The 22,296-nt window shown below is 71.7% G+C and carries 19 protein-coding genes; 9 read left to right on the plus strand and 10 right to left on the minus strand.

Annotation, left to right across the window (positions count from 1 at the left end):
- Window positions 1-152: 152 nt before the first annotated feature.
- Entirely contained in the window at window positions 153-3,344 is a 3,192-nt protein-coding gene (locus tag ACIBG4_RS05200; protein WP_397200764.1) for a PDZ domain-containing protein, read from the plus strand.
- Between the two features lie 77 nt (window positions 3,345-3,421).
- On the opposite strand, the gene ACIBG4_RS05205 is transcribed toward ACIBG4_RS05200, so the two are convergent.
- Both ACIBG4_RS05205 and ACIBG4_RS05210 read right to left on the minus strand, forming a co-directional pair.
- The gene (locus ACIBG4_RS05205; protein ID WP_397200765.1) at window positions 3,422-4,528 is read right to left on the minus strand and encodes a MalY/PatB family protein; all 1,107 of its coding nucleotides are present in this window, start codon (window positions 4,526-4,528) and stop codon (window positions 3,422-3,424) included.
- Between the two features lie 72 nt (window positions 4,529-4,600).
- Window positions 4,601-5,068 carry a winged helix-turn-helix transcriptional regulator gene (locus tag ACIBG4_RS05210; RefSeq protein WP_397200766.1) on the minus strand — a complete coding sequence of 156 codons (468 nt, stop codon included), beginning with the start codon at window positions 5,066-5,068 and terminating at the stop codon, window positions 4,601-4,603.
- An 85-nt stretch (window positions 5,069-5,153) separates the two neighbouring features.
- Here ACIBG4_RS05210 and ACIBG4_RS05215 point away from each other — a divergent pair, with 85 nt between their 5' ends.
- Window positions 5,154-6,368 (plus strand): MFS transporter, encoded by a 1,215-nt coding sequence (locus ACIBG4_RS05215; protein ID WP_397200767.1) that lies wholly within the window; start codon window positions 5,154-5,156, stop codon window positions 6,366-6,368.
- 460 nt (window positions 6,369-6,828) lie between these two features.
- On the opposite strand, the gene lexA is transcribed toward ACIBG4_RS05215, so the two are convergent.
- Window positions 6,829-7,536: a transcriptional repressor LexA gene (gene lexA, locus ACIBG4_RS05220; RefSeq protein WP_310711587.1), complete on the minus strand. Its 708-nt coding sequence runs from the start codon at window positions 7,534-7,536 to the stop codon at window positions 6,829-6,831.
- A 1,529-nt stretch (window positions 7,537-9,065) separates the two neighbouring features.
- On the opposite strand from lexA, the gene ACIBG4_RS05225 reads away from it, so the two are divergent.
- The 3 genes from ACIBG4_RS05225 to ACIBG4_RS05235 all read left to right on the plus strand — a co-directional run bounded on the left by ACIBG4_RS05225 (window position 9,066) and on the right by ACIBG4_RS05235 (window position 13,314).
- On the plus strand, window positions 9,066-9,347 hold the full coding sequence (locus ACIBG4_RS05225) for a hypothetical protein (protein WP_397200768.1): 282 nt from the start codon (window positions 9,066-9,068) through the stop codon (window positions 9,345-9,347).
- Between the two features lie 671 nt (window positions 9,348-10,018).
- The gene (nrdR, locus tag ACIBG4_RS05230) at window positions 10,019-10,474 is read left to right on the plus strand and encodes a transcriptional regulator NrdR (RefSeq protein ID WP_397200769.1); all 456 of its coding nucleotides are present in this window, start codon (window positions 10,019-10,021) and stop codon (window positions 10,472-10,474) included.
- Window positions 10,471-13,314: a vitamin B12-dependent ribonucleotide reductase gene (locus ACIBG4_RS05235; protein WP_397200770.1), complete on the plus strand. Its 2,844-nt coding sequence runs from the start codon at window positions 10,471-10,473 to the stop codon at window positions 13,312-13,314. The genes nrdR and ACIBG4_RS05235 overlap by 4 nt, the downstream gene beginning before the upstream one ends.
- 220 nt (window positions 13,315-13,534) lie before the next feature.
- Here ACIBG4_RS05235 and ACIBG4_RS05240 read toward each other — a convergent pair whose 3' ends face one another.
- On the minus strand, window positions 13,535-13,831 hold the full coding sequence (locus ACIBG4_RS05240) for an SDR family oxidoreductase (protein ID WP_397200771.1): 297 nt from the start codon (window positions 13,829-13,831) through the stop codon (window positions 13,535-13,537).
- Between the two features lie 30 nt (window positions 13,832-13,861).
- On the opposite strand from ACIBG4_RS05240, the gene ACIBG4_RS05245 reads away from it, so the two are divergent.
- Together ACIBG4_RS05245 and ACIBG4_RS05250 are read left to right on the plus strand one after the other, a co-directional pair.
- Entirely contained in the window at window positions 13,862-14,416 is a 555-nt protein-coding gene (locus ACIBG4_RS05245) for a TetR/AcrR family transcriptional regulator (protein ID WP_397200772.1), read from the plus strand.
- A 51-nt stretch (window positions 14,417-14,467) separates the two neighbouring features.
- Window positions 14,468-14,647: a RidA family protein gene (locus tag ACIBG4_RS05250; protein ID WP_397200773.1), complete on the plus strand. Its 180-nt coding sequence runs from the start codon at window positions 14,468-14,470 to the stop codon at window positions 14,645-14,647.
- An 89-nt stretch (window positions 14,648-14,736) separates the two neighbouring features.
- On the opposite strand, the gene ACIBG4_RS05255 is transcribed toward ACIBG4_RS05250, so the two are convergent.
- Complete coding sequence (locus ACIBG4_RS05255; RefSeq protein ID WP_397200775.1) at window positions 14,737-15,243, minus strand: carboxymuconolactone decarboxylase family protein; 507 nt, start codon at window positions 15,241-15,243, stop codon at window positions 14,737-14,739.
- A gap of 45 nt (window positions 15,244-15,288) precedes the next feature.
- Window positions 15,289-15,654 (minus strand): hypothetical protein, encoded by a 366-nt coding sequence (locus tag ACIBG4_RS05260; RefSeq protein ID WP_397200776.1) that lies wholly within the window; start codon window positions 15,652-15,654, stop codon window positions 15,289-15,291.
- A gap of 168 nt (window positions 15,655-15,822) precedes the next feature.
- On the opposite strand from ACIBG4_RS05260, the gene sigJ reads away from it, so the two are divergent.
- A complete protein-coding gene (gene sigJ, locus ACIBG4_RS05265; protein ID WP_397200777.1) occupies window positions 15,823-16,794 on the plus strand; it encodes an RNA polymerase sigma factor SigJ in 972 nt (323 codons plus the stop codon).
- Window positions 16,795-16,810: 16 nt separating this feature from the next.
- Here sigJ and ACIBG4_RS05270 read toward each other — a convergent pair whose 3' ends face one another.
- From ACIBG4_RS05270 to ACIBG4_RS05280, 3 genes are all read right to left on the minus strand, one after another.
- On the minus strand, window positions 16,811-17,617 hold the full coding sequence (locus ACIBG4_RS05270) for an alpha/beta fold hydrolase (protein WP_397200778.1): 807 nt from the start codon (window positions 17,615-17,617) through the stop codon (window positions 16,811-16,813).
- A gap of 12 nt (window positions 17,618-17,629) precedes the next feature.
- A complete protein-coding gene (locus tag ACIBG4_RS05275) occupies window positions 17,630-18,037 on the minus strand; it encodes a VOC family protein (RefSeq protein WP_397200779.1) in 408 nt (135 codons plus the stop codon).
- Between the two features lie 120 nt (window positions 18,038-18,157).
- The gene (locus ACIBG4_RS05280) at window positions 18,158-19,621 is read right to left on the minus strand and encodes a helix-turn-helix domain-containing protein (protein ID WP_397200780.1); all 1,464 of its coding nucleotides are present in this window, start codon (window positions 19,619-19,621) and stop codon (window positions 18,158-18,160) included.
- Between the two features lie 146 nt (window positions 19,622-19,767).
- Here ACIBG4_RS05280 and ACIBG4_RS05285 point away from each other — a divergent pair, with 146 nt between their 5' ends.
- The gene (locus ACIBG4_RS05285) at window positions 19,768-20,868 is read left to right on the plus strand and encodes a PrsW family intramembrane metalloprotease (protein ID WP_397200781.1); all 1,101 of its coding nucleotides are present in this window, start codon (window positions 19,768-19,770) and stop codon (window positions 20,866-20,868) included.
- A 39-nt stretch (window positions 20,869-20,907) separates the two neighbouring features.
- On the opposite strand, the gene ACIBG4_RS05290 is transcribed toward ACIBG4_RS05285, so the two are convergent.
- On the minus strand, window positions 20,908-22,203 hold the full coding sequence (locus ACIBG4_RS05290) for an MFS transporter (RefSeq protein WP_397200782.1): 1,296 nt from the start codon (window positions 22,201-22,203) through the stop codon (window positions 20,908-20,910).
- Window positions 22,204-22,296: the final 93 nt, after the last annotated feature.

Below are 22,296 nucleotides of genomic sequence, written 5' to 3' on the forward strand. Positions count from 1 at the left end.
GAGTCCCTTTCCCTTGGGGCTGATGAGCATCCGTCCCTGCCCGCCATCTTGACCCTGACTTGCACCGCGCCCGGCGACGAGTCGTGCGCCAGGCCGGGTCGCGGACGGGAAATCCTTCTCGGCATCCGGACCGACGGCACTAGTGTTCACGTGTGACAACTGGCGCATACCTGAGATATCCGCATCTGTGGGGTGACCTGCTCACGTTCGTCGCCGACGACGACGTGTGGCTGGCACCTGTGACGGGCGGCAGGGCGTGGCGGTTCACCGCCGACCGCGCACCCGTCTCCTTCCCGAGGTTCTCGCCCGACGGCGCGCGCATCGCGTGGACCAGTCACCGAGAAGGGGCGCCCGAGGTGTTCGCCGCGGAGGTGGACGGCCCGCAGGGCGACCGGCTGACACACTGGGGCAACGCGACGACCGCCACCCGGGGATGGACCGCCGAGGGCGACGTGCTCGCGGTCACCGCCGCGGGCGAGGGCGGCCGCGCGCGGACCTGGGCGTACGCGGTCCCGCTGGACGGCGGACCGGCGACGCGCCTGCCGTACGGATGGGTCAGCGAGGCGGCCGTCGTCGGGGCCGGCCCGGAGGCGGGTGACGGCGGTCCGGGGGCCGGCCGCGTGCGGGTGGCGACCGTGTCGTCCCTGTTCCGCGAGCCGTCGCACTGGAAGCGGTACCGGGGCGGCACCGCGGGCAAGATCTGGGTGGACGCCGACGGGAACGGGGAGTTCGCCCGGCTGTTCGCCGACAGCGACGCGCAGTACTGGTCGGTCATGTGGGTGGGCGACCGCCTCGCGTTCCTCGCCGACACCGACGGCACGGGCAACGTCTGCTCCTCCCTGCCCGACGGCTCCGACCTGCGCCGGCACACCTCCCACACCGAGTTCTACGCCCGGCACGCCTCCACCGACGGGCGGCGGGTCGTCTACGCCCACGCCGGCGACCTGTGGCTGCTCGACGGGCTCGACGCGGAGCCGTACAAGCTGGACGTCAGGCTGAGCGGGCCGCGCCCGGCGCGCGCCACCCGGCCGGCGCCCGCCCGCGTCGGCGGCTTCTCGCCCGACGCGACCGGGCGGGCGAGCGCCGTCGAGATCCGCGGCACCGCCCACTGGGTCACCCACCGCGACGGACCGGCCGGCGCGCTCCGGGTACAGCCGGGAGCCCGGGTACGGCTGCCGCGCGTGCTCGGCGCCGACGGCAAGGCGGTCTGGGTCTCGGACGCCACCGGCGAGGACGGCCTCGAGGTCGGCACTCCCGGCGGCGAGATCCGCACGCTCGCCGCGGGCGAGCTCGGCCGGGTGCTCGCCCTGGCCGCCGCTCCCGACGGCAAGCACGTGGCCGTGGCCACCCACGACGGGCGCCTCCTGGTGGTCGACGCCGAGACCGGGACGCTGCGGGAGCTCGACCGCACCGAGCACGGCGACATCAGCGGGCTGACGTTCTCGCCCGACTCGGCGTGGCTCGCCTGGGTCCACCCGCACCACGAGCCGCTGTCGCGGATCAGGATGGGCCGCCTCGACGGCACGTCCGTCATCGACGTGACCCCCCTGCGCTTCGCCGACTACGACCCGGTCTTCACCAAGGACGGCAAGCACCTGGCGTTCCTGTCGGTGCGCACGTTCGACCCGGTGTACGACGCGCACGTGTTCGACCTGTCGTTCCCCGTGGGCTGCCGGCCGTACATCGTCCCCCTGCGGGCCACCACGCCGTCGCCGTTCGACCCCAGCCTGCAGGGACGCGGGTTCAACGGCGAGGACGACAAGCCCGCGCAGGACGACAAGAAGGACGACGCGCCCCCGCGAACCGAGGTGGACCCCGAGGGGCTCGCCTCCCGCGTCGTGCCCGTGCCGGTGCCCGCCGGCCGCTACGGCAACCTGCGCGCCGGCAAGGACGCCCTGCTCTGGCTGCGCCACCCGCTGTCGGGCCAGCTCGGCGACGGCACCGAGCCGGCCGGCGAGATCGTGCTCGAACGCTACGACCTCAAGAAGCGCTCCCGGTCCGAGCTCGGCACCGAGGTACGGGCCTTCGAGGTGAGCGGCGACGGCACCCGGCTCGTCACCAACGGCAAGAACGGCCTGCAGACCCGCTCCGCCGGCGAGGGCGACGAGGTCGTCACCGTCGACCTCGACCGGGTCACGGTCCAGCTCGACCCGGTCGCCGAGTGGCGGCAGAGCTACCTGGAAGCGGGCCGGCTCATGCGCGACCACTTCTGGCGCGCCGACATGAACGGCGTCGACTGGCCGGCCGTCCTCGACCGCTACCTGCCGCTCGTGGACCGCATCGGCTCCTACTCCGAGCTGATCGACCTGCTGTGGGAGGTGCAGGCCGAGCTGGGCACGTCCCACGCCTACGCCCGCGCCAACGCCGCGCCCGCCGACCCGCGCCGCCGGCAGGGCCTGCTCGGCGCCGACCTGGCCCGCGACGAGGACGGCACCTGGCGGGTCACGCGCATCCTGCCCGGCGAGTCGTCCGACCACGACGCCCGCTCGCCGCTGCTCGCGCCCGGCGTGGCCGTACGGCCCGGCGACGCGATCGTCGCCGTCGGCGGGCGCCCGGTCGACGCCGTGCGGGGCCCGCTCGCGCTGCTGTCCGGCACCGCCGGCCGTCCCGTCGAGCTGACCGTACGACCCGCGTCGGGCGGCGATACGCGCCGTGTCGTCGTCACGCCGCTGGAGGACGAGACCCCGCTGCGCTACCACGAGTGGGTCGAGGGGCGCAGGGCGTTCGTCCACGAGGCGTCGGGCGGCCGGCTCGGATACCTGCACGTACCGAACATGGTGGCGTCGGGCTGGGCGCAGTTCCACCGCGACCTGCGCACCGAGATGGCCCGCGAGGGCCTGGTCGTGGACGTCCGGGAGAACGGCGGCGGCCACACCTCGGAGCTGGTGCTGGAGAAGCTGTCCCGCCGGGTCACCGGGTGGTCGCACGCGCGCGGCTACGAGCCGATGCGCTACCCGGGGGACTCGCCGCGCGGCCCGATCGTGACGGTCACGGACGAGTTCGCCGGATCGGACGGCGACATCGTCAGCGCCGGCGTCAAGAACCGCGGCCTCGGCCCGCTCGTCGGCACCCGCACCTGGGGCGGGGTCATCGGCATCGACTCGCGCTACTCGCTGGTGGACGGGACGGTCGTCACGCAGCCCCGGTACTCGTTCTGGCTGGAGGGCCCGGGATGGGGCGTGGAGAACCACGGCGTGGACCCGGACGTGGAGGTGGTGACCACCCCGCAGGACCGGGTGGCGGGACGCGACCCGCAGCTGGAGAAGGCGGTGGAGCTGGCACTGGCCGCCCTGGAGGAACGCCCGGCCGCCACCCCGCCATCCCTTCCCCCACTGGCGCCATGACGGGGTGACCCGCTGTCCGTCTAACCTGGCGCCGCGATTTTCCCTTCACCCGCGACGCCGGGCGAGGCACGGGAGGGCTATCGCTGGAGGCGGTCCAGGACCTCGCTGAGGATCGGCTCCGTGGTGGCGAAGTTCAGCCGTACATGGCCTTCGCCGCCCGGGCCGAACCCCGTGCCGTCGCTCAGCAGGACCTTGGCCTCCCGTTCCAGCACCTCGGCCATGCCGGAACGGCCGTAGTCGAGCCAGGCCAGGTACGTCGCCTGGGGCAGGCGGTAGCCCACCCCCTCGGGCAGGCGGGCGGCGATCGTCTTGCGGTTGCGGTCCAGCAGGGCGACGGTCTCCTCCAGCCAGGCGTCGCCGTGCCGCCACGCGGCGATGGTGGCCTCCACACCGAACACGTGCGACGACCCGTACAGGAACGGCGGCTGCGCGGCGAGCGCCGCACGCACGGCGGGGGAGCCGATGTGGGCGACCGAGCAGCGGATGCCGCCCAGGTTGAACGCCTTGGTGGCGGACGTCAGCGTGACCGTCCGCTCGGGCAGGAGCGTCGCGAATGGGATGTGCTGGTTCGGGGCGTACGTCAGATCTGCGTGGATCTCGTCGGCGATGACCAGGAGGTCGTGCCGTTCGACGTGCTCGGCCAGCTCCTCCAGCTCCCGCCGGGTGAAGACCCGGCCGGTCGGGTTCTGCGGGTTGACCAGCAGCAGCACCCGGCACCCGGACAGGTCCGGTACCTCGAACCGCCATGAGTCACCCTCGTCGGGCACGAGCTGGAGCGGCGTGAGCGGCCGGTCCATGGTCTCCAGCGTGCCCAGGAACGGGTGGTAGGCCGGGGTGTGGAGCGCCACCCCGTCGCCCGGCCGGGTCCACACGTGGAGGACCACCTGGAGCGCCTGGTTGATGTCGGAGAAGGTCCGCACGAACCCCGGGTCGGGGCTCCAGGAGTACCGGGCGGCCATGCGCTCGGCGAACGCCTCCGCCAGGGGTCCGCAGCCGGGATCGTCAAGCCAGATCGGGTAGCCGAGATCGCCCTCGGCGCGCCGCCTCAGGGCTTCGGCCACCGCGGGGGCCGTGGGCAGGTCCATGTCCGCTACCCAGGCGGGAATGACGCCGGGACCAGCTTTGGCCCACTTCAACCCGTCGTGCAGGGCCTTGAGGTCATCGGGGCTCGTTGCATCGGTCACCGGATCATTCTAGATTTCCGGCGCTTTGTCGCCATATGCCAGGGCCGGTTGCGGATCGGGGAGAGCGGTGCCTCAACGGAAGCGCGGCAGGGCGGTCTTCCGCACGTGCGACGCCTCGACGGAGAGCGGCGCGCCGTCCTGGCCGAGCGGGTGGAGCTGGGGAAGCTGCCGCCCTTGGTCGTCGACGAGAACGGAGTGCGGCTCGTCCGGGGCGAAGGCGTGGCGCTCGCCCCATTGGCGGAGAGCGACGACGGCCGTGAAGAGATCCTGCCCGGCTTCGGTGAGCCGGTAGGTGTGTCGTCTGCCGTCGGTGGCGGCGCCCTTGTCCAGGATGCCGTGCTCGACGAGCCTGCGGAGCCGGTCGGTGAGGATGTTGCGGGCGATCCCCAGCCGCTGATGGAACTCGGTGAAGGTCGTCGCCCCGTCCATCGCGTCGCGGATGATCAGCAGGCTCCACCGGTCGCCGATCAGGTCGACGGTCCGCGCGACCGGGCAGGCCGGGTCGGTCCAGGCACTTCCCGCAGCGAGTGTGACGTCCACTGGGCCCTCCGTGATGAGTTGCAATATGAAACCAGTATGCCCTAGCGTCAGATGAGTTGCATTTCGCAACTTATCGGAGGGTGATATGGCGCCAGGATTGACCGGGAGGCAGCGGGCCGTGCTCGCGCTGGTGTGCGCGGTGGCGGTGTCGACCATCTACGGCATCCAGCCGGTTCTGGAGGCCGCGGGCGAGGATCTCGGGCTGAGGGAGGGGGCGCTGGGGTGGCTGGTCGCCGCCGGCCAGATCGGCTATCTGGCGGGGCTGGTGCTGCTGGTCCCGTTCGGTGACCTGTTCGACCGCCGCAGACTCATCACGGTGCACCTGCTGCTCACAGCGGCAGGCGCGGGGGTGGCCGCCGCCGCTCCCAGCGGCGGCATCGCGATCGCGGGCCTGGCGCTGGCCGGCCTGTTCGCCGTGGTCGTCCAGATCACGGTGGCCTATGTCGCCGCCGTCTCGCCGACCGGCGAGCGCGGCCGCAACATCGGAGCGGTCACCTCGGGCGTGGTCATCGGGATTCTCGGAGTGCGGGTGGTCGCGGGCACCCTGGGCGAGCTGGCCGACTGGCGCATGGTCTACCTCGTCATCGCCGGGCTTTGCGCGATGCTCGCGCTCGCCGCCCGATTCACCCTCAAGGCCGACATCCGCCGCCCCCGAGCCCGGTACGGGCAGTTGCTGTCATCGGTGGGTCGTCTGGTGGTCGGCGACCGGCTCTTCCTCAGCCGGGGACTGGTCGCGTTCTTCCTGTTCGCCTCCTTCGGCACGCTGTGGAGCGGACTGGCGCTCCCGCTCGGCGACGCGCCGTGGCACTTCGGCACCACCGAGATCGGATTGTTCGGACTCGCCGGTCTCACCGGGGCTTTGGGCGCGGCCCGGGCCGGCCGATGGGCCGACCGGGGTCTGGCGTCCCCGGTCACCTGCTGGTCGCTGGCCCTGCTCACAGCCGCGTGGCTGCTGATCGGTCAAGCGGGGTCGTCGCTGTGGCTGTTGATCGTCGGCGTCATCCTTCTGGACTTCGCCGTGCAAGCCGTTCACGTCAGCAGCCAGCACCTGCTCACCGCCGCCCGCCCCGACCAGAGCAGCAGCGTCATCGGCGCCTACATGGCCTTCTACTCCCTCGGCTCCGCGCTCGGCGCGATCACCACCACGTGGGCCTACAGCGCCGCGGGATGGCCGGCCGCCAGCCTGCTCGGCGGAGCTTACGCCGCCCTCGGACTCCTCGTCGCCATCTCGACCCGACGTTTCACCGCCCTGCCGGGGGCGCGGCGGCCGGGTGAGCCCGTATCGGCTACGTCCCGCTGACACTTGGTGGCGCGAGCGCACAGCGCTGAGCGAGCACCGTTGACCGGCCTTGCAGCCCCGCCACTTCATCAGGGCTTCCGGCGCCTCCCGGCCACCGCTGCGTTCAGCCGGCGGGTGGGGAGGTCGTCACCAGGTCCGCCGCGAGGCCGGCGACCGGCCGCCGCAGGGCAAGTGGGGCTCGAACTCGAACACCGTGACGGGGGCAGGGCGCGAGTCGGCTGCCGTGACCGGGGCAGGGCGCGAACTCGAACGTCGACTGGGGTAGGGCGCGACTCGAACACCGTGACCGGGGCCTCGAATACCGCGACTGGGGCAGCGCGCGAGTGGACCGCCGCGACCGGGGCAGGGCTCGATGCCGGGCTCGACGAGCTCAACGCCGAGGGCGCGGAACGAAGGCTGCCGGTGCTGCTCGCGGCTCCCCGGGGTCATCCCGGGGAGCCGTCGGCGGCGGCAGGGTGGGTCAGAGGCGGCGAAGAACCGCCACGACCTTGCCCAGGACGCTGGCCTCGTCGCCGGGGATCGGGTCGTAGTTGGGGTTGTGGGGGACCAGCCAGACGTGGCCGTCCTTGCGCTTGAAGGTCTTGACCGTGGCCTCGCCGTCGATCATGGCGGCCACGATGTCGCCGCTCTCGGCGACGGGCTGCTGACGCACGACCACCCAGTCGCCGTCGGCGATGGCGGCTTCGATCATGGAGTCACCGGCGACCTGGAGGAGGAACAGGGTGCCCTCGCCGACGAGTTGCTTGGGCAGCGCGAAGACGTCTTCGACGCTCTCCTCGGCGAGGATCGGCCCACCGGCGGCGATCCGGCCGACCAGCGGCACATAGGCGGCCGTGGGCCTGCTCACCGTGGGCTCCTCGGAGGAGGCGTCGGGGTCGACCCACAGTGCCGGCTCGCCCGGCAGGCGGACTTCGAGGGCGCGCGGCCGGTGCGGGTCACGCCGCAGATAGCCCTTGCGCTGCAACGCCGTCAACTGGTGCGACACGCTCGACGTGCTCGTCAGCTGGACGGCCTCGCCGATCTCACGCATGGACGGCGGATATCCGCGCTGTTGCACCGAATCGCGAATCACTTCGAGAATCTTGCGCTGCCTGGGCGTCAGGCCCAGGGAGTCGCGCCGGCGCACCGCGAGGTCTGTGACCCCGTTTGCGTCATCTCGCTCGCTCATGCTCTCCTCCTCGTCGCCGGGTGGCCTGCCGCTCCGGCCTGCCCTCCCGGTCCGTGGTCTCCATGTCGCACACAGCGACCGTATCGCTGTTGAAGATCATCTTCAAACAATTGTTCGAGTCGTCCTCGAAATTATCAGTGACGTGGTGTACAACATCGTACGGGAGTTCGATCGACACCGTGTTCGATTTGCTGATCTTAATGGGGTCTTTTTCTCGGACCCGGACGGCGTGGGAGGTCAATCGTGCGCGTCACCGCGGTCACGGACATGACCAGCGACGACGCCGGGCGGCAGCGGGTCGCCGAGGGCCGTACAAAAGCGATCAAGAACGACGGTGTCGAGGGCGGGCGGACCGTGGGGGAGGACAAAGCGTTCAGTATTCGCGAACGCCTCGGTTTACGCGACAATTCACCATCCAGGCGGGCCGAGGTGGTGGTGGTCAGGTGGCGAGAGTGGCCGGACGCAGAACGACGGCAGAACGACGGCGGGACGGCTGCAGGACGACGGCAGGACGGCCGGAGCCGACACGCCACGCTCGTTGGTCATCGTGCGGAGCTCGGCGTCACCCATGGGCGGGGCCGAGCCGTACCCCAGCGGGAGGCGGCCGCGGTGCGTGGAGATGGGACCGAGCCGTGCTTCAGGGGGGAGGTGGTCGCGGTGCGTGGAGTCGGGAGGGGCCGTACTTGTGGGGAGGCGGTCACGCTGCATGGAGATGGGACCGAGCCGTGCTCCAGGGGGAGGGGGATCGCGGTGCGTGGAGATGGGGCGCCGGCCCGTCGTGACGGCGGGTCTCGTGCTGTGAGGCGGATCGGCTGAGCGCTTCGGGCGTTCTGGCCGTACTGGATGGTAAGGCCGGGCGCGGCGACCGAGCTCGGCGCGCGGCCGGGTGGACCGCAGGGGTCACTTCGAGGGGTGGGGTTCAGATGCGGGAGGACGTCTCGCGTAGTGATGGTGTGTCGCCGGGCGCCGACGCGACGGCGGCCCGCGGGGCCGGTCGCGCCTTCGCCGCGGGAGGAAGACCCCAGCTGTGGCTCGTACCACCCCCCAGAGCAGAGGCCGAGGGCCTCGGCCTCCCGGCTGGGCGATCCGGAAGGAGGGGCGGCGGGCCGGGCGGGGGAGGCGCGGCCGTCCCGGAAGGCCGGTGGGCACGGGGAGGCGGCTCGTTTCCGGCGAACCGGTCGGCAGGGGTGGGCGGCCGGGGTGGCGGATCTGTGCCGGTGGCGCGGATCGGTTCTGTCGTTCAGGGTGGCCGCAGTGAGGCGGCCGCAGCGGGCCGGGGGCGAGGATCCGGCCAGAGACGAGGGGCCGGCCAGGCGCTAAGGGGCGATCAAGAGCGAGGGTCCGGTCAGAAACGAGGGGTCGGCCAGGCGCGAAGGGGCGATCAAGGGCGAGGGTTCGGGGAGAGCCGAGAGGTGGGGCTCGGCTCCGGGGCTGGTGAGAGGCGACGGGGAGCGCTCGGGCGAAGGGCCGTGCGGAAGGGACCTGTTCGGATGGGGTCTGTTCGGAGGGGCGCCGTTCGGAAGGGGCCCATGCGGACGGGTCCCGTGTCCGGGAAGCGCGGGCGGCGGGCGGCGCCGGTGCGGCTCACCCGTCGCGGACGGGCCGCGATCATGGTCGCGGTGGCGGCGCTGTTGTCGCTGTGCGGCTTCTGGCTCGGCACCAGAACGGCCGCCCACGCCGTCGCGCCCGCCCACGCCGCCACGACTGCGAATGCCGCCACGACGGCGAATGCCGCTGCGTCCGTCGCTTCGACGGCCGTCCACGCTTCGATGGCGGCGGGCTCCTTCCCGCTCAGAGGTGCGTACGGTTGATCGCGCGAAGCTGACTCGCGCAGGCGACCCCTGACCCGGCCACCGTGGAGTCCTTCGCTGCTCTCGCTCGTCGAGGGCCCGTCCTCGCGTGGCGCGCCGACCTTCCGCCGAGGGCGATGGGCGGTAACCGCACGGCGGTGGTTTCGGCCGCCTCCTTGATGTGCGCGTCACGCGGCAGAATCAGCTTGGTCAGGTAACGCCGCGGGGCGGTCGCACCTCGCCCGGTCACCGCAGGCAGCGCCCGCCGCGAGGCGGTGGCGGTTCGGCCCCACAAGGGACGGAGCGGGGGGAAGGGCGCGGTCTCGGTGGCCTGAGATGCGGCATAGGTTTTGAACCTGTGTGGATGGTGTTCTTTCCGCTTACAGGGCAGTTCAGCGGGGCCTACGTAGCCAGAAGGGGCCGACACGCCGGGCGGGCGGGAACATGCCGTGCTGATCAGCGGCTTCCCTGGGACAGGTGTGGCTCAACTTGCGTTCATGGTCGCGCGCTTCTACGGTTGGACCACAACATCTAGTACTTACACCGATGTAGTTCACCACACCTTGTGTTTTCGTGACCGCACCATGGCATGCCATGGGGCGGGCGTGAGCGTTCCCTGGTCAACCTGGGCAGGGGCGTTCGCGCGGCGGCGAGGGCCGGGTGGGGTGGCCGCGGGGCAGGAGGCGAAACGCGTGCATTGTCCGTTCTGTCGCCATCCTGACACGAGGGTCATCGACAGCCGCTCGACGGACGACGGCGGCGCCATCCGGCGTCGCCGCACCTGTCCCGAGTGCGGCCGCCGGTTCACCACCCAGGAGACCGTACTCCTCATGGTGAGCAAGCGCAGCGGCGTGACCGAGCCGTTCTCGCGGGACAAGGTGGTCGCGGGCGTGCGGCGGGCCTGCCAGGGCAGGCCGGTCAGCGAGGACTCCCTGGCCCAGCTCGGGCAACGGGTCGAGGAGGCCATCCGGGCGAGGGGGGCGGCGGAGATCCCCTCGAACGAGGTGGGACTGGCGATCCTGGGCCCGCTGCGGGAGCTGGACGAGGTGGCCTACCTGCGGTTCGCATCGGTATATCGCGGTTTCGAGACCTTGGCGGACTTCGAGACCGAGATCGAACAGTTGAAGGCGGAGAAGGGGGAGTCATGACGGAGACGGCAAGCGGTTCAGTCGCGCGCGGAGGCAAGCGTCCCCGCAAGGGCCTGAAGATGAAGCGGATCTTCACCAAGCCGGGCGTGCATCCGTATGACGAGATCGCGTGGGAACGCCGCGACGTCGTCATGACCAACTGGCGGGACGGCTCGATCAACTTCGAGCAGCGGGGCGTCGAGTTCCCCGAGTTCTGGTCGGTCAACGCGGCCAACATCGTGACCACCAAGTACTTCCGCGGCGCCGTCGGCACGCCGCAGCGCGAGTGGAGCCTGAAGCAGCTCGTGGACCGCGTGGTGGGCGTCTACACCCGCACCGCGATCGAGCACGGCTACTTCGCCGACGACGAGGACGCCGAGATCTTCGACCACGAGCTGAAGTACGCGCTGGTCCACCAGATCTTCGCCTTCAACTCGCCGGTCTGGTTCAACGTGGGCACCCAGTCGCCGCAGCAGGTCAGCGCCTGTTTCATCCTCTCGGTGGACGACCAGATGGAGTCGATCCTCGAGTGGTACAAGGAAGAGGGTGTGATCTTCAAGGGCGGCTCCGGCTCGGGCGTCAACCTGTCGCGCATCCGCTCCTCCAAGGAGCTGCTGTCGAGCGGCGGAACGGCCAGCGGCCCGGTGTCGTTCATGCGCGGAGCCGACGCCAGCGCGGGCACCATCAAGTCCGGCGGCGCCACCCGCCGGGCCGCCAAGATGGTCGTCCTCGACGTGGACCACCCCGACATCGAGGAGTTCATCGAGACCAAGGCGCGCGAGGAGGACAAGGTCCGCGCGCTCCGCGACGCCGGGTTCGACATGGACCTCGGCGGCAAGGACATCGTCTCGGTCCAGTACCAGAACGCCAACAACTCCGTCCGCGTCTCCGACGAGTTCATGCGGGCGGTGGAGAAGGGCGGCGAGTTCGGCCTGCGCGCCCGCCTCACCGGCGAGGTCATCGAGACGGTCGACGCGCGCGACCTGTTCCGCAAGATGGCCAAGGCCGCCTGGGAGTGCGCCGACCCCGGAGTCCAGTACGACGACACGATCAACGACTGGCACACCACCCCCGAGACCGGCCGCATCACCGCCAGCAACCCGTGCAGCGAGTACGTCCACCTGGACAACTCCTCCTGCAACCTGGCCAGCATCAACCTGCTGAAGTTCCTGAAGGAGGACAACACCTTCGACGTCCCGAGCTTCGTCAAGCTGACCGAGCTGATCATCACCGCGATGGACGTGTCGATCACCTTCGCCGACTTCCCGACCGAGAAGATCGGCGAGACGACCCGCGCCTACCGCCAGCTCGGCATCGGCTACGCCAACCTGGGCGCGCTGCTCATGGCCACCGGCCACGCCTACGACTCCGACGGCGGCCGTGCCGTCGCCGGCGCCATCACCTCGCTGATGACCGGCACGTCGTACCGGCGCAGCGCCGAGCTGGCCGGCGCGGTCGGCGCGTACGACGGCTACGCCCGCAACGCGGAGCCGCACAAGCGCGTCATGCGCAAGCACGCCGCCGCCAACGACAACCTGCGCACCGTCGGCTCCATGGATTCCAAGATCCACGCCGAGGCGTCGCGCCAGTGGTCGGAGTGCCTCAAGCTGGGCGAGAAGAACGGCTACCGCAACGCCCAGGCGTCGCTGCTGGCCCCGACCGGCACCATCGGCCTGATGATGGACTGCGACACCACCGGCATCGAGCCGGACCTGGCGCTGGTCAAGTTCAAGAAGCTGGTCGGCGGCGGCTCCATGCAGATCGTCAACCAGACGATCCCGCGCGCCCTCAGGCAGCTCGGCTACCAGCAGGAGCAGATCGAGGCCATCGTCGAGTACATCGCCGAGCACGGTCACGTCGTCGACGCGCCGGGGCTGCGCCATGAGCACTACGAGGTGTTCGACTGCGCGATGGGCGAGCGGGCGATCGCGCCGATGGGCCACGTGCGCATGATGGCCGCCGCCCAGCCGTTCCTGTCGGGCGCCATCTCCAAGACCGTCAACCTGCCCGAGTCGGCCACGATCGACGACATCGAGCAGGTCTACCTGGAGGGCTGGAAGCTCGGCCTGAAGGCGCTGGCCGTCTACCGCGACAACTGCAAGGTCGGTCAGCCGCTGTCGGCCGGCGGCAAGAAGGCCGAGACCAAGGAGGAGGCCAAGGCCGAGCCCGAGGTCAAGGTCATCGAGGTCAACCGCCCGACCCGGCGGCGGATGCCGAACCAGCGCCCGAGCACGACGACCCGCTTCACGGTCGGCGGCGCCAAGGGCTACATGACCGCCTCCAGCTACCCGGACGACGGGCTGGGCGAGGTCTTCCTCAAGATGTCCAAGCAGGGCTCGACGCTGGCGGGCGTCATGGACGCCTTCTCGGTGGCGATCTCGATAGGGCTGCAGTACGGGGTGCCGCTCGAGACGTACATGAGCAAGTTCGTCAACATGCGGTTCGAGCCGGCCGGCATGACCGACGACCCGGACATCCGGATGGCGACGTCGGTGATGGACTACATCTTCCGCCGCCTCGCGCTCGACCACCTGCCGTACGACGAGCGGGCGGCGCTGGGCATCTTCTCGGCGGCCGAGCGCGCGGCGCAGCAGCGCGGCGAGGACCCGGCGCCGCTGCAGGAGACGGTCGACCGGGAGGCGCTCGCCCAGTCGGCGCCGATCGAGGCCCGCCTCGAGGACAAGGCGGCGGAGAAGGCGGGCGACCAGCCCGGGGAGTTCAAGCCGTCGGCCAAGGCACTGGAGAGCCACCAGCGCTTCACGGCGGACGCGCCGCTCTGCATGACCTGCGGCACCAAGATGCGCCCGGCGGGCAGCTGCTACGTCTGCGAGGGCTGCGGCTCCACGAGCGGCTGCAGCTGATTCCCAGGCGCTTGAAGCTCCACAACAGCTGAAAGCGCTGTACCAGCTCGCCAGGACAGGGAATCGGACGAAGGTCCGGTTCCCTGTCCATGTGGCCTGCGAGCTTGCTGGTGCGTTCGTGCAACCAGCGCTGTCCAGTACGCGTGGTATGACCTTTCCGCAGAGCGGTTCAGGGGCGGCCGAGCAGGTTGTCAGGCCACAGGCGGCGCGAAGGACGCGGCTAGCCTTGGACGGTCGGGCGGATGATGACTTCGCCGATCTCGACGTCGTGAGGCTGCTCGATGGCGAAGGCGATGACGCGGGCCACAGCCTCAGGGTCGATGGCGAACGCGTTCATGTCGCGCCGGATCTGCTCGCGGACCTGAACGTCGTCGATCGAGTCGACGAGTTCGGTACGGACCACGCCCGGTGAGATCGCCGTCGTACGCAGCACGCCGTCAGTCGACTCCTGCCGCAATCCCTCCAGCAGGGTGCGGACGGCGTTCTTGGTCGCCGCGTAGATCGCCTGGGTGGGCACGATCTTCAGGCCGGACGGAATGGGGCACCTATGGACTCAACCCAGCGCCGGGCCGACGCCGCCGGTAATCGCGACCGGATCATCCAGGTGGCCCGGGCGGCCATCGCGAACGCGGACGAGGTCAAGCTCAACGCGATCGCCAAACAGGCAGGGGTCGGCCAGGGCACCCTCTACCGCCACTTCCCGACCCGGGAGTCGCTGCTCGCCGAGGTCTACCGGGAGGACGTGGACGAGCTCGTGGCGGCGGCGCCGGCCCTGCTCGCCGAGCACGAGCCGCTCGCCGCGCTGGCCCGTTGGTTCGATCGGGTGGCCGACTATGCGCAGGTCAAGCGCGAAGTGTTCGCCGCCGTCGAAGCGGCGGTGTGGCAGGACCTGTCCGCGCACAGCCTCGGCCCGATCGGCGCTGCGCTGACCGAACTTCTCGACGCCGGCAAGGCCGCGGGGACCATCCGCCCTGACGTGGACGCCCGTGACGTCATTCTGCTCATCGGTTATCTGACCCGTCTGGAATCGGACGAGTGGGACGCCAGGGCCCGGCATCTGCTCCACATCGTCCTCGACGGGTTGCGCCGTCCAGGGGAGTGACCCGGGAACGGCGGGCGCGCCTCGGCAAGCGAGCCCCGGGCCGTCCACGACGTGGCGAAACTCACCGTCCACGTCGTCGACTGGACCCCCGACAAGATGCCTGCCCTTCTGGAGGGGATCTCCCGAGCGGCCGCGAAGCTTGGGGTCCCGCCGGCCACGCTGTTGGGCGTGGCGGCACTGGACATCCCTGACCATCTCGTCGAGATCGAAGCCACCGCGGTCCTCGACTGAACGGATGCCCCCCAACCGGCGTACTCAGTCACGCATCGGAATGACTCGTCCATCGCATGGCGAAGGTCGCTGTGCCGGCGGCCGGGGCGTTACCTGCTGTAGTTCTTCCCGGGGACCTTGCCGGGGATCGGCTTGGCGATGAGGGCGACGGGGATGAAGAAGAAGATCTGGCTGATCGCCAGGGTGAGTGTCCACAGCGCCTGGTCGTCGTAGTGGCCGGCCGCCCTGGCGTACAGCTCGTCGGGGACGCGCTCCCCGGACGGGTTCGGGGTGAGGACGGCCTCCACGAGCTCCAGCGCGACCCGTTCGGCGTCGGTGAAGTAGGGGGCGTCCTGCCATGACGCCACGGCGGCGATGCGCTCCTCCGCCTCCCCGGCCTTGCGGAGGAGGCCCGTCTGCCGGACCGTGTGGTACGTGCTGCCGACGATCTGCCCGGCGCGGAGCTGCACCAGGTTGACGGTGGCCTGCGGAATCGAACCGTTCAGGGCGGCCCTGTTCATGGCGCCGGCGATCTGTGCCATCTCGGGGAAGAGCCGGGTGGGGTCGGGCAGACGCGACTGGAGATCGTCCTGCTCGGTCGTTGCGGGCGTGGACATGGCGGGGTTTCCCTTCTGGATGTCGGCGGTGGCGGCGCGCCGGCGTCAGGCGGCGACGGTCTCGTGGGTGCGGCGGCCGGTCCAGACCCGGGCGAGCTGAAGGACGCTCATGCCGAACATCAGGACCCCCAACGGAAGGTGCACGGTTTTCACGCCCGCGATGCCCAGCGCTATCTGCGCCAGCGTGAGCGCGAAGAAGACGACCGCGTACAGGATGGGCCTGGGCGAGCCGCCGCCCGGCCGCCACGCCAGGATCGCAGCGAGCACGTGCACCAGCGCCACGGTGAACACCCCGTACGCCGAGACACTGTGCAGGGCCCGTCCGCTGGGCGCGGACAGCAACAGCCCGGCGGTGACGGGCGCCGAGAAGACGGCCAGGGTCTGCAGGAGGATGGCGACACGCAAGAACATGGAACTGCCCTTCTGGATCTCACCGGGTCTGAGGCTTGTGACCTGGTGTCTCACTCATCCGACGACACAGCGGCCGGGAACGTGAGGCGCGGTATCGATCTCACATTCCGCGGCGTTGTCTCGTCGGAACAGTGAGGGCAGCTGCGACAGAGGGAAGTCGGCGACACCATGAGCACCACCGCATCCGGGTCAGGAGACGGCCGGCTCGATCCGAGCCTGAGCGCGATCATGGGCGAGCGGCGTCAGCTGACCAATCTCGCCTACCGGCTCCTCGGCTCGCTGGCCGACGCCGAGGACGTCGTGCAGGAGACCTACGCCCGCTGGTACGCCATGTCCCCGCAGCAGCAGGAGGCCATCGAGTCACCCGGCGGCTGGCTGACGACGGTCGCCAGCCGCATCTGCCTCGACCTGCTCGGCTCGGCACGGGCCCGGCGCGAGAGCTACGTGGGCGCATGGATTCCCGAGCCGCTGCCCGACCGCATGGAGTGGGTCGCCGGGATGTCGGACGGCGCCACGGCCGACCCGGTCGACCGGGTCACCCTGGACGAGTCGGTCAGCATGGCCTTCCTCGTCGTGCTCGAAGCGATGACCCCGGCCGAGCGCGTCGCGTTCGTGCTGCACGACGTCTTCCGCTACTCCTTCGCCGAGGTCGCGGAGATGGTCGGCCGTAGCCCGGAGGCGTGTCGCCAGCTGGCCTCCTCGGCCCGGCGTCGCCTCCGCGCGTCGCAGACTCCCGCGCCCCCGGCCGAGCGGCAGGCCGGTGTCGTCCGGGATTTCAAGCAGGCGTGGGAGGCCAAGGACATCGACGCTCTCGTCGGCCTGCTCGACCCCGGCGCCACGATGATCGCCGACGGCGGCGGCCTGGTCCGCACCGTGCTGCGCCCGATCCAGGGCGGCGACCAGATCGCCCGCTACCTGGTCGGGATCGCCGGCTGGGCACCCGGCCTGACGATCCTGGAGCGTACGGTCAACGGGCAGCCCGGCCTGGTGGCCCAGCACGACGGCGTCACCGTGACGGTGGCGGCGTTCGACGTCGCGGGTGACCGGATCACGAACATCTGGGCGGTACGCAACCCCGAGAAGCTCCGGCCGTGGACGGCGGACCCGAGCATCTCGGCCGGCGGACGTTCCACCACGTGACGCGATGGGCGGCGGGTCACGCGGCGACGAGGAACTCCAGGAGCTCCGGCGCCAGCGCCCGTGGCGACACGGCGTGCGTCTCGCCCTCCAGGACCCGGTGGTCCGCGCCCGGCACGGCACGGGCCACCGCCCGGCCCGCGTCCAGCATCCAGCGCGGGCTGGCCCCGCCGTTCAGCACCAGCGTGGGCTGCCCGATCGAGGCGAGCGGCCCGGCGGGCAGGGCGTTGCGCGGTCCCATGACGGCGGCCTCGTACGCCAGCGTGTGCGCGAGCGCCTCCATCCCGGCCCACTCGGGCAGGCCGCGCATCGCGGCGACCGCCTCGGCGGGGACCTCGGCGGCCTCCACCATGAACAGCTCGGCCGCGTCCCCGCGCCGCCCCTCCTTCACCAGCGACTCCAGCCGCGAGGCGAAGTCCGGGGACAGCTCCGGAGCGCCGGGACCGACGTGGTAGGGCGGCTCCCAGAGTGCCAGCTTGGAGACGGGCAGGCCCCCGGCCGCCGCCCGTAGCGCCAGCGCCGCCCCCGAGGACCCGCCGAAGACCATGGCCTGCCCGCCCGCCTCGGCGAGCAGGGCGGCGAGGTCGTCGATCTCCCGCTCCACCGCGTACGGCCGGGCGTCACCGCTGCCGCCCCGGCCGCGCCGGTCGTAGTTGTAGACCGTGAACCAGGGCGACAACGTGGCCGCCACCACCCGCAGCAACGGGTGCTCCCTCCCGGTGAACGCCCCGTGCACGAGCACGAGGGCCGGCCCGGTGCCGGAGCGGTCGTAGACGATCGGGGTGCCGTCGGCCGAGGTGACCTCGCCGGTCCGGGGTTCGTCCATCCGGCCGCCGCCTCAGCCGGCCTGCGCCACCAGGGACAGGGCCGACCACTGGTGGCCGTCGGGGTCGGCGAAGCCGCGCTGGTAACGCTGTCCGTCGTTGATCGGCTCGCCGACGGGGGTGGCGCCCGCCGCGATCGCCTGGTCGAACAGCGCGTCGACGGCGGCCGGGTCGTCCAGGCCGAGGACGAGGATCACCTGGGTGCTCTTGGCCGGGTCGGCGACCTCCGAGCGCGCGTAGGAGGCGAAGACCGGCTCGGTGAGCAGCATGACCTGGGTCCGCTCGTTGATCATCACGGACGCCATGTCGTCGCTCGCGCCGAACATCGAGAAGCCGAGCGCGGCGAAGAACGCCTTGGAGCGGCCGAGGTCGGCGACCGGCAGGTTGACGAAGATGGTGTGGGAGACAGGGGCGCTGGACATGGGCGGGGCCTTTCGCCGTGGTGGTGCCCGTACCGGGTGGTGCGGACACGTCCCAGTCTGCTCACGCCCGGCTCGCCGGTCTTGCGAGTCAGTGCCGCTCTCTTGACGATCCGTGCCGGATCAGGGGTCCTGGGGGAGGCGGGCGCGGCGGTACTCGGCGGGCGGCATGCCGTACGCCTGCCTGAACAGGCGGCTGAAGTGGGCCGAGCCGGGCAGTCCCCAGCGGGCGGCGATGAGGCTCACCGGGACGTGGCGCAGGGCCGGGTCGGCCAGCTCCCTGCGGCAGCGCTCCAGGCGCCGGTGCCGGATCCAGGCCGCCACCGTGGTGCTGCGCGTCTCGAACAGCCGGTGGAGCTGACGTACGGAGACGTGGTGGGCGGCGGCGACGGTGGCCGGGTCGAGCCCGGGATCGTCCAGGTGCTCCTCGATGAAGGCGTTGACGCGGAGCTGGAGGGTGCGGGCGCGCGACTCGTCCGGCAGGGCCGCGGTCTGCTCGGCCCGTTCGGCGATGACGGTGGTGAGCAGGTCCATCACCACGCCCGACAGCCGGGCCGCGCTGGCGGGCCGGTAGCTCTCCAGGTCCAGGGTGACCCTGCGCAGGAGCGGCGCGGCGAGCGCCCCGGTGCCGTCGTCCGTCGTGATCGGGACCGCGGTGAGCCGGGCGACGGAGTCGTGCGGGAGCGTGAGCGCGTCACGGGGCAGGCTGAACACCGCCAGGTCCACCGCGGAGGTGTAGGCGAGCTGGTACGGCCGGGCGAAGTCGTAGAGGGCGAGCCGGCCGGGCGTGAGCCGGGTGGAGCGCCCGTCCTGCTCCAGCACCGGCTCGCCCGACAGGGCCAGCACCACGCGGTAGAGCTCGCGCGAGCCCTGGCGGATCTGGCCGGGGGTCCGGTGGACGCTGTGCGGGGTGGTGGTGCGGACCCTGCCGACGCCGACGGAGCCGAGCGCTCCGGCGTCGATCTCGCCGCGCAGCGGGGAGTCGGGGTCGATGCGGCAGTCCAGGGGGCCGAGCGTGTCGCACACGATGCTCCGCCAGGCGGCGTGCCGCTGCTCCGGCGGCACGTCCTGGGCGCGGATCAGGACACCCACCGCGTCACCCCCGGTCAGCCCGCGACGGGCAGCGTGGTCCCGTACAGCCGCGAGACCCGCAGCCGGATCACCATGCGCCGGTCGGCCGCCATCTGGCGCAGGAACGCCTCCTCCTGCGCCGGGTCGGCGAGGCCCCCCCGCCATCGCGAGCAGCTCCCTGCCGACCTCGTCGCCCGGCTCGGCGCTGACCGGGGACAGCTCGGCCTTGCCCTCAGCGACCGCGAAGGACCAGAAGTCGTCGCTGGTCACGTAGAGGGAGCCGCGCGGGTCGCGCTGGAGCTGGCGGACCTTGAGCCGGTCGGCGATCGTCGAGATCCGCGCCACGCGCTGCTCGGCGTCCCAGCTGTAGACGACCGTGGACAGGTGGGGCACGCCGCTGCTCCGGGTGGTGGCGAGAGCGCCGAAGCGCTGTCCGGCGATCAGGTTCGAAAGCTCCTCCTCCGGCAGCGAGACGGGTGCCGGTCCGGCGCCAGGTCCGTAGCTTTCATCAGCCATATGGTGATTCCTCCTCGTTGTGGGGAACCCTACCGCCGCAGCCCCCGTCAGGTCGCCGAGCGCCCGGCCACCCCGTCAAGCGACTGTCAAGCGTTCGTCGACACCGGGCGCCCATAGTGGGTCCCCGAGTGAAGAGAGGCGTGACGATGACAGTCCCCCTGCGCCCTCCCCTGCTGGTCCAGCGGCGGCCCAGCAAGGTCCTGCTGATCGGCCTGGTCGTCTCCAGCGCGCTGGCGCTGGTCGTGCTCGCCGTCCTGCTGCGCAGCGGCGGGCCGGTCGGGTTCGGGCTGTCGCTGCTGCTGGCGCTCGCGCCGCTGCCCGTGCTGCTCGCCGCCGTCCTCTCGCTGGACCGGCTGGAGCCGGAGCCGAAGCTGCACCTCGCGTTCGCGTTCGCGTGGGGCGCCGGCGTGGCGATCGTGCTCGGCGTGGCGCTCACCCTGGCCGGGCAGGCGCTGTTCAGCAGTGCGGGGTACGGCGCGCAGGTCGTCGACGCCATGGGCACCGTGTTCCTCGCCCCCGTGATCGAGGAGGCGCTCAAGGGGTCGGCGCTGCTGCTCCTCCTGCGCCGCCGCCGGGAGATCGACGGGCTGACCGACGGCATCGTGTACGCCTCGATGGCCGGGCTGGGCTTCGCGGCCGTGGAGAACGTCGGCTACTACCTGAGCGCCTTCCTGCGCAGCGGCGTGGACGCGACCGTGCAGCTCTTCGTCATGCGCGGGCTGATCGACCCGCTCGGCCACCCCGTCTACACCTCGATGATCGGGCTCGGCGTCGCCTACGCCCTCACCCGGCGCGGCCCGGCCCGGTACGCCATGATCCCGCTCGGCTACCTGGCCGCGGTCGTGCTGCACGCGTTGTGGAACGGCACCGCCTCCCTCAGGTCGCTCGGCTGGCTCGCCACCGCGTACCTGGTGATCATGGCGGCGCTGGTCCTGCTCGTCGTCGTCACCGTGCGGGAGCGGCGGCAGCTCCTCGCCAGGATGGGCGCCTACCTGCCCGCCTACCAGTACACGGGGCTGGTCACCCCGCCGGACCTGGCGATGCTCGGCTCGCTGGCCGGACGCCGGCGCGCCCGCCGGTGGGCCGGGCGGGCCGGGCTCGGCCGGGCCATGAGCGACTACCAGCACGCGGCGACCGAGCTGACCATGCTGCACCTGCGCGCCGAGAGGGAGGGAATGGAGCCGGTGAGGTTCGCGGCGGAGCGGGACGCGCTGCTCGGCGCCATGGCGAACGCCCGCCGCTGGTGAGATCCGTTTCCCCGTCCCGGACGCGGGTGAGCAGCCCCTTCAGGCGCGGGTGAGCAGCGCGGCCACGGCCGTGGCCGCCGTCAGCACGACGCACCCCGCCACGGCCACCGTCCCGCCCGATGCCGCTCCGAGCTGCCCGACGGCCGCCGCCACCCCGGCCGCGCCCAGCGAGCTGCCCACGTAACGGGCCGTGTTGTTGGCCCCGGACCCCATGCTGACCCGGTGCGCCGGCACGCTCTCGATGGCCAGGTGGGTGATCGAGGAGTTGACCAGCCCCGACCCGATCCCGCTGACCGCGAGTCCCGCCACCACCGGGACCATCGAGCCGTCCGAGCCCGCGCCGAGCAGCCCGGTGAAGCCGGCCGCGCTGAGCGCGAGACCGAGCGCGAAGCGACCCGCCGTGCGCAGCCGTACGTGCCTGGACAGCAGGGCGACCACGAACGACAGCGACGACCAGAGCCCGAACAGCAACCCGGTCTCCAACGGGGTGAGCCCGCGCGCCTGCTGGAGCACGCTCGGCAGGTAGCTCAGCAGCCCGACGATCGCCGCCCCGACGACGAGCGCGCCCCCGGTCGCCACGAGGAAGGCCGGCCGCCGGAACAACTCCAGGTCCAGCAGCGGGTCCGGCCGCCTGCGCTCGGCCGCCACGAACGCGACTCCCAGCGCCGCCGCCACCGCGAAGGCCGTCAGGACCACCGGCCGCCCCCACCCGAGCCTGCTCTCGGTCACCCCGGCCACCAGCGCGGCCACGCCCACGCTGAGCAGCACCACGCCCGGCACGTCGAAGCGGCGCGGCTCGGGGGAGCGCGACTCCTCCAGCACCCGCGCGGACACCGCCATCAGCGCCAGCGCACACCCGGCCACCAGCCAGTACGCGGCCCGCCAGCTCGCCACCGAGGCCAGCGCCCCAGACACCAGAGGGCCCACGGCGGTCCCGAGCCCGATCATCGCCCCGTACCGCCCGGTGGCCCGCACCCGTTCCGGGCCGGTCGGGTAGGCGTGACCGACCAGCCCGAGGCTGGCGGCCAGCATCGCGCCGCTCGCCGCGCCCTGCGCGAAGCGCGCCGCCACGAACACGGGCACGGCCGTGGCCAGCGCCGTCACCACGCTGGCCGCGGCGAGCACGCCGGTGCCGATGACCAGCACCCGCTTGCGCCCATGGTCGTCGGCCAGCCCCCCGGACACCAGCAGCACCGAGGACAACCCGAGCGCGACCGAGCCGAGGATCCACACCGGCCCGGTCGGCCCGGCGCCGAGCGCCCGCGCGGTGTCCGGCAGCGTGACCATCGGCACGGTGTAGTTCGTCAGCACCAGCAAGGGGGCGAGCGAGGCCACGGCGGGTCCCAACCGGGGCCGTGTCGTCGGTTCAGTCATTGAACTCATGGCGGGCACGGTACCACGGTTCAATGAATGAACTAAGATGGCCCC

This window comes from Nonomuraea sp. NPDC050383 (genome assembly GCF_044459125.1).
Taxonomy (GTDB): Bacteria; Actinomycetota; Actinomycetes; order Streptosporangiales; family Streptosporangiaceae; genus Nonomuraea.

What these genes read in the sequence shown, in the direction of transcription:
- ACIBG4_RS05225 (WP_397200768.1), top strand. Translation starts at nt 9,066, where the DNA reads ATGCGGACGGGTCCCGTGTCCGGGAAGCGCGGGCGGCGGGCGGCGCCG.
- ACIBG4_RS05235 (WP_397200770.1), top strand. Translation starts at nt 10,471, where the DNA reads ATGACGGAGACGGCAAGCGGTTCAGTCGCGCGCGGAGGCAAGCGTCCC.
- ACIBG4_RS05215 (WP_397200767.1), top strand. Translation starts at nt 5,154, where the DNA reads ATGGCGCCAGGATTGACCGGGAGGCAGCGGGCCGTGCTCGCGCTGGTG.
- sigJ (WP_397200777.1), top strand. Translation starts at nt 15,823, where the DNA reads ATGAGCACCACCGCATCCGGGTCAGGAGACGGCCGGCTCGATCCGAGC.
- ACIBG4_RS05285 (WP_397200781.1), top strand. Translation starts at nt 19,768, where the DNA reads ATGACAGTCCCCCTGCGCCCTCCCCTGCTGGTCCAGCGGCGGCCCAGC.
- lexA (WP_310711587.1), bottom strand. Translation starts at nt 7,536, where the DNA reads ATGAGCGAGCGAGATGACGCAAACGGGGTCACAGACCTCGCGGTGCGC.
- ACIBG4_RS05245 (WP_397200772.1), top strand. Translation starts at nt 13,862, where the DNA reads ATGGACTCAACCCAGCGCCGGGCCGACGCCGCCGGTAATCGCGACCGG.
- ACIBG4_RS05255 (WP_397200775.1), bottom strand. Translation starts at nt 15,243, where the DNA reads ATGTCCACGCCCGCAACGACCGAGCAGGACGATCTCCAGTCGCGTCTG.
- ACIBG4_RS05270 (WP_397200778.1), bottom strand. Translation starts at nt 17,617, where the DNA reads ATGGACGAACCCCGGACCGGCGAGGTCACCTCGGCCGACGGCACCCCG.
- ACIBG4_RS05260 (WP_397200776.1), bottom strand. Translation starts at nt 15,654, where the DNA reads ATGTTCTTGCGTGTCGCCATCCTCCTGCAGACCCTGGCCGTCTTCTCG.
- ACIBG4_RS05275 (WP_397200779.1), bottom strand. Translation starts at nt 18,037, where the DNA reads ATGTCCAGCGCCCCTGTCTCCCACACCATCTTCGTCAACCTGCCGGTC.
- ACIBG4_RS05280 (WP_397200780.1), bottom strand. Translation starts at nt 19,621, where the DNA reads ATGGCTGATGAAAGCTACGGACCTGGCGCCGGACCGGCACCCGTCTCG.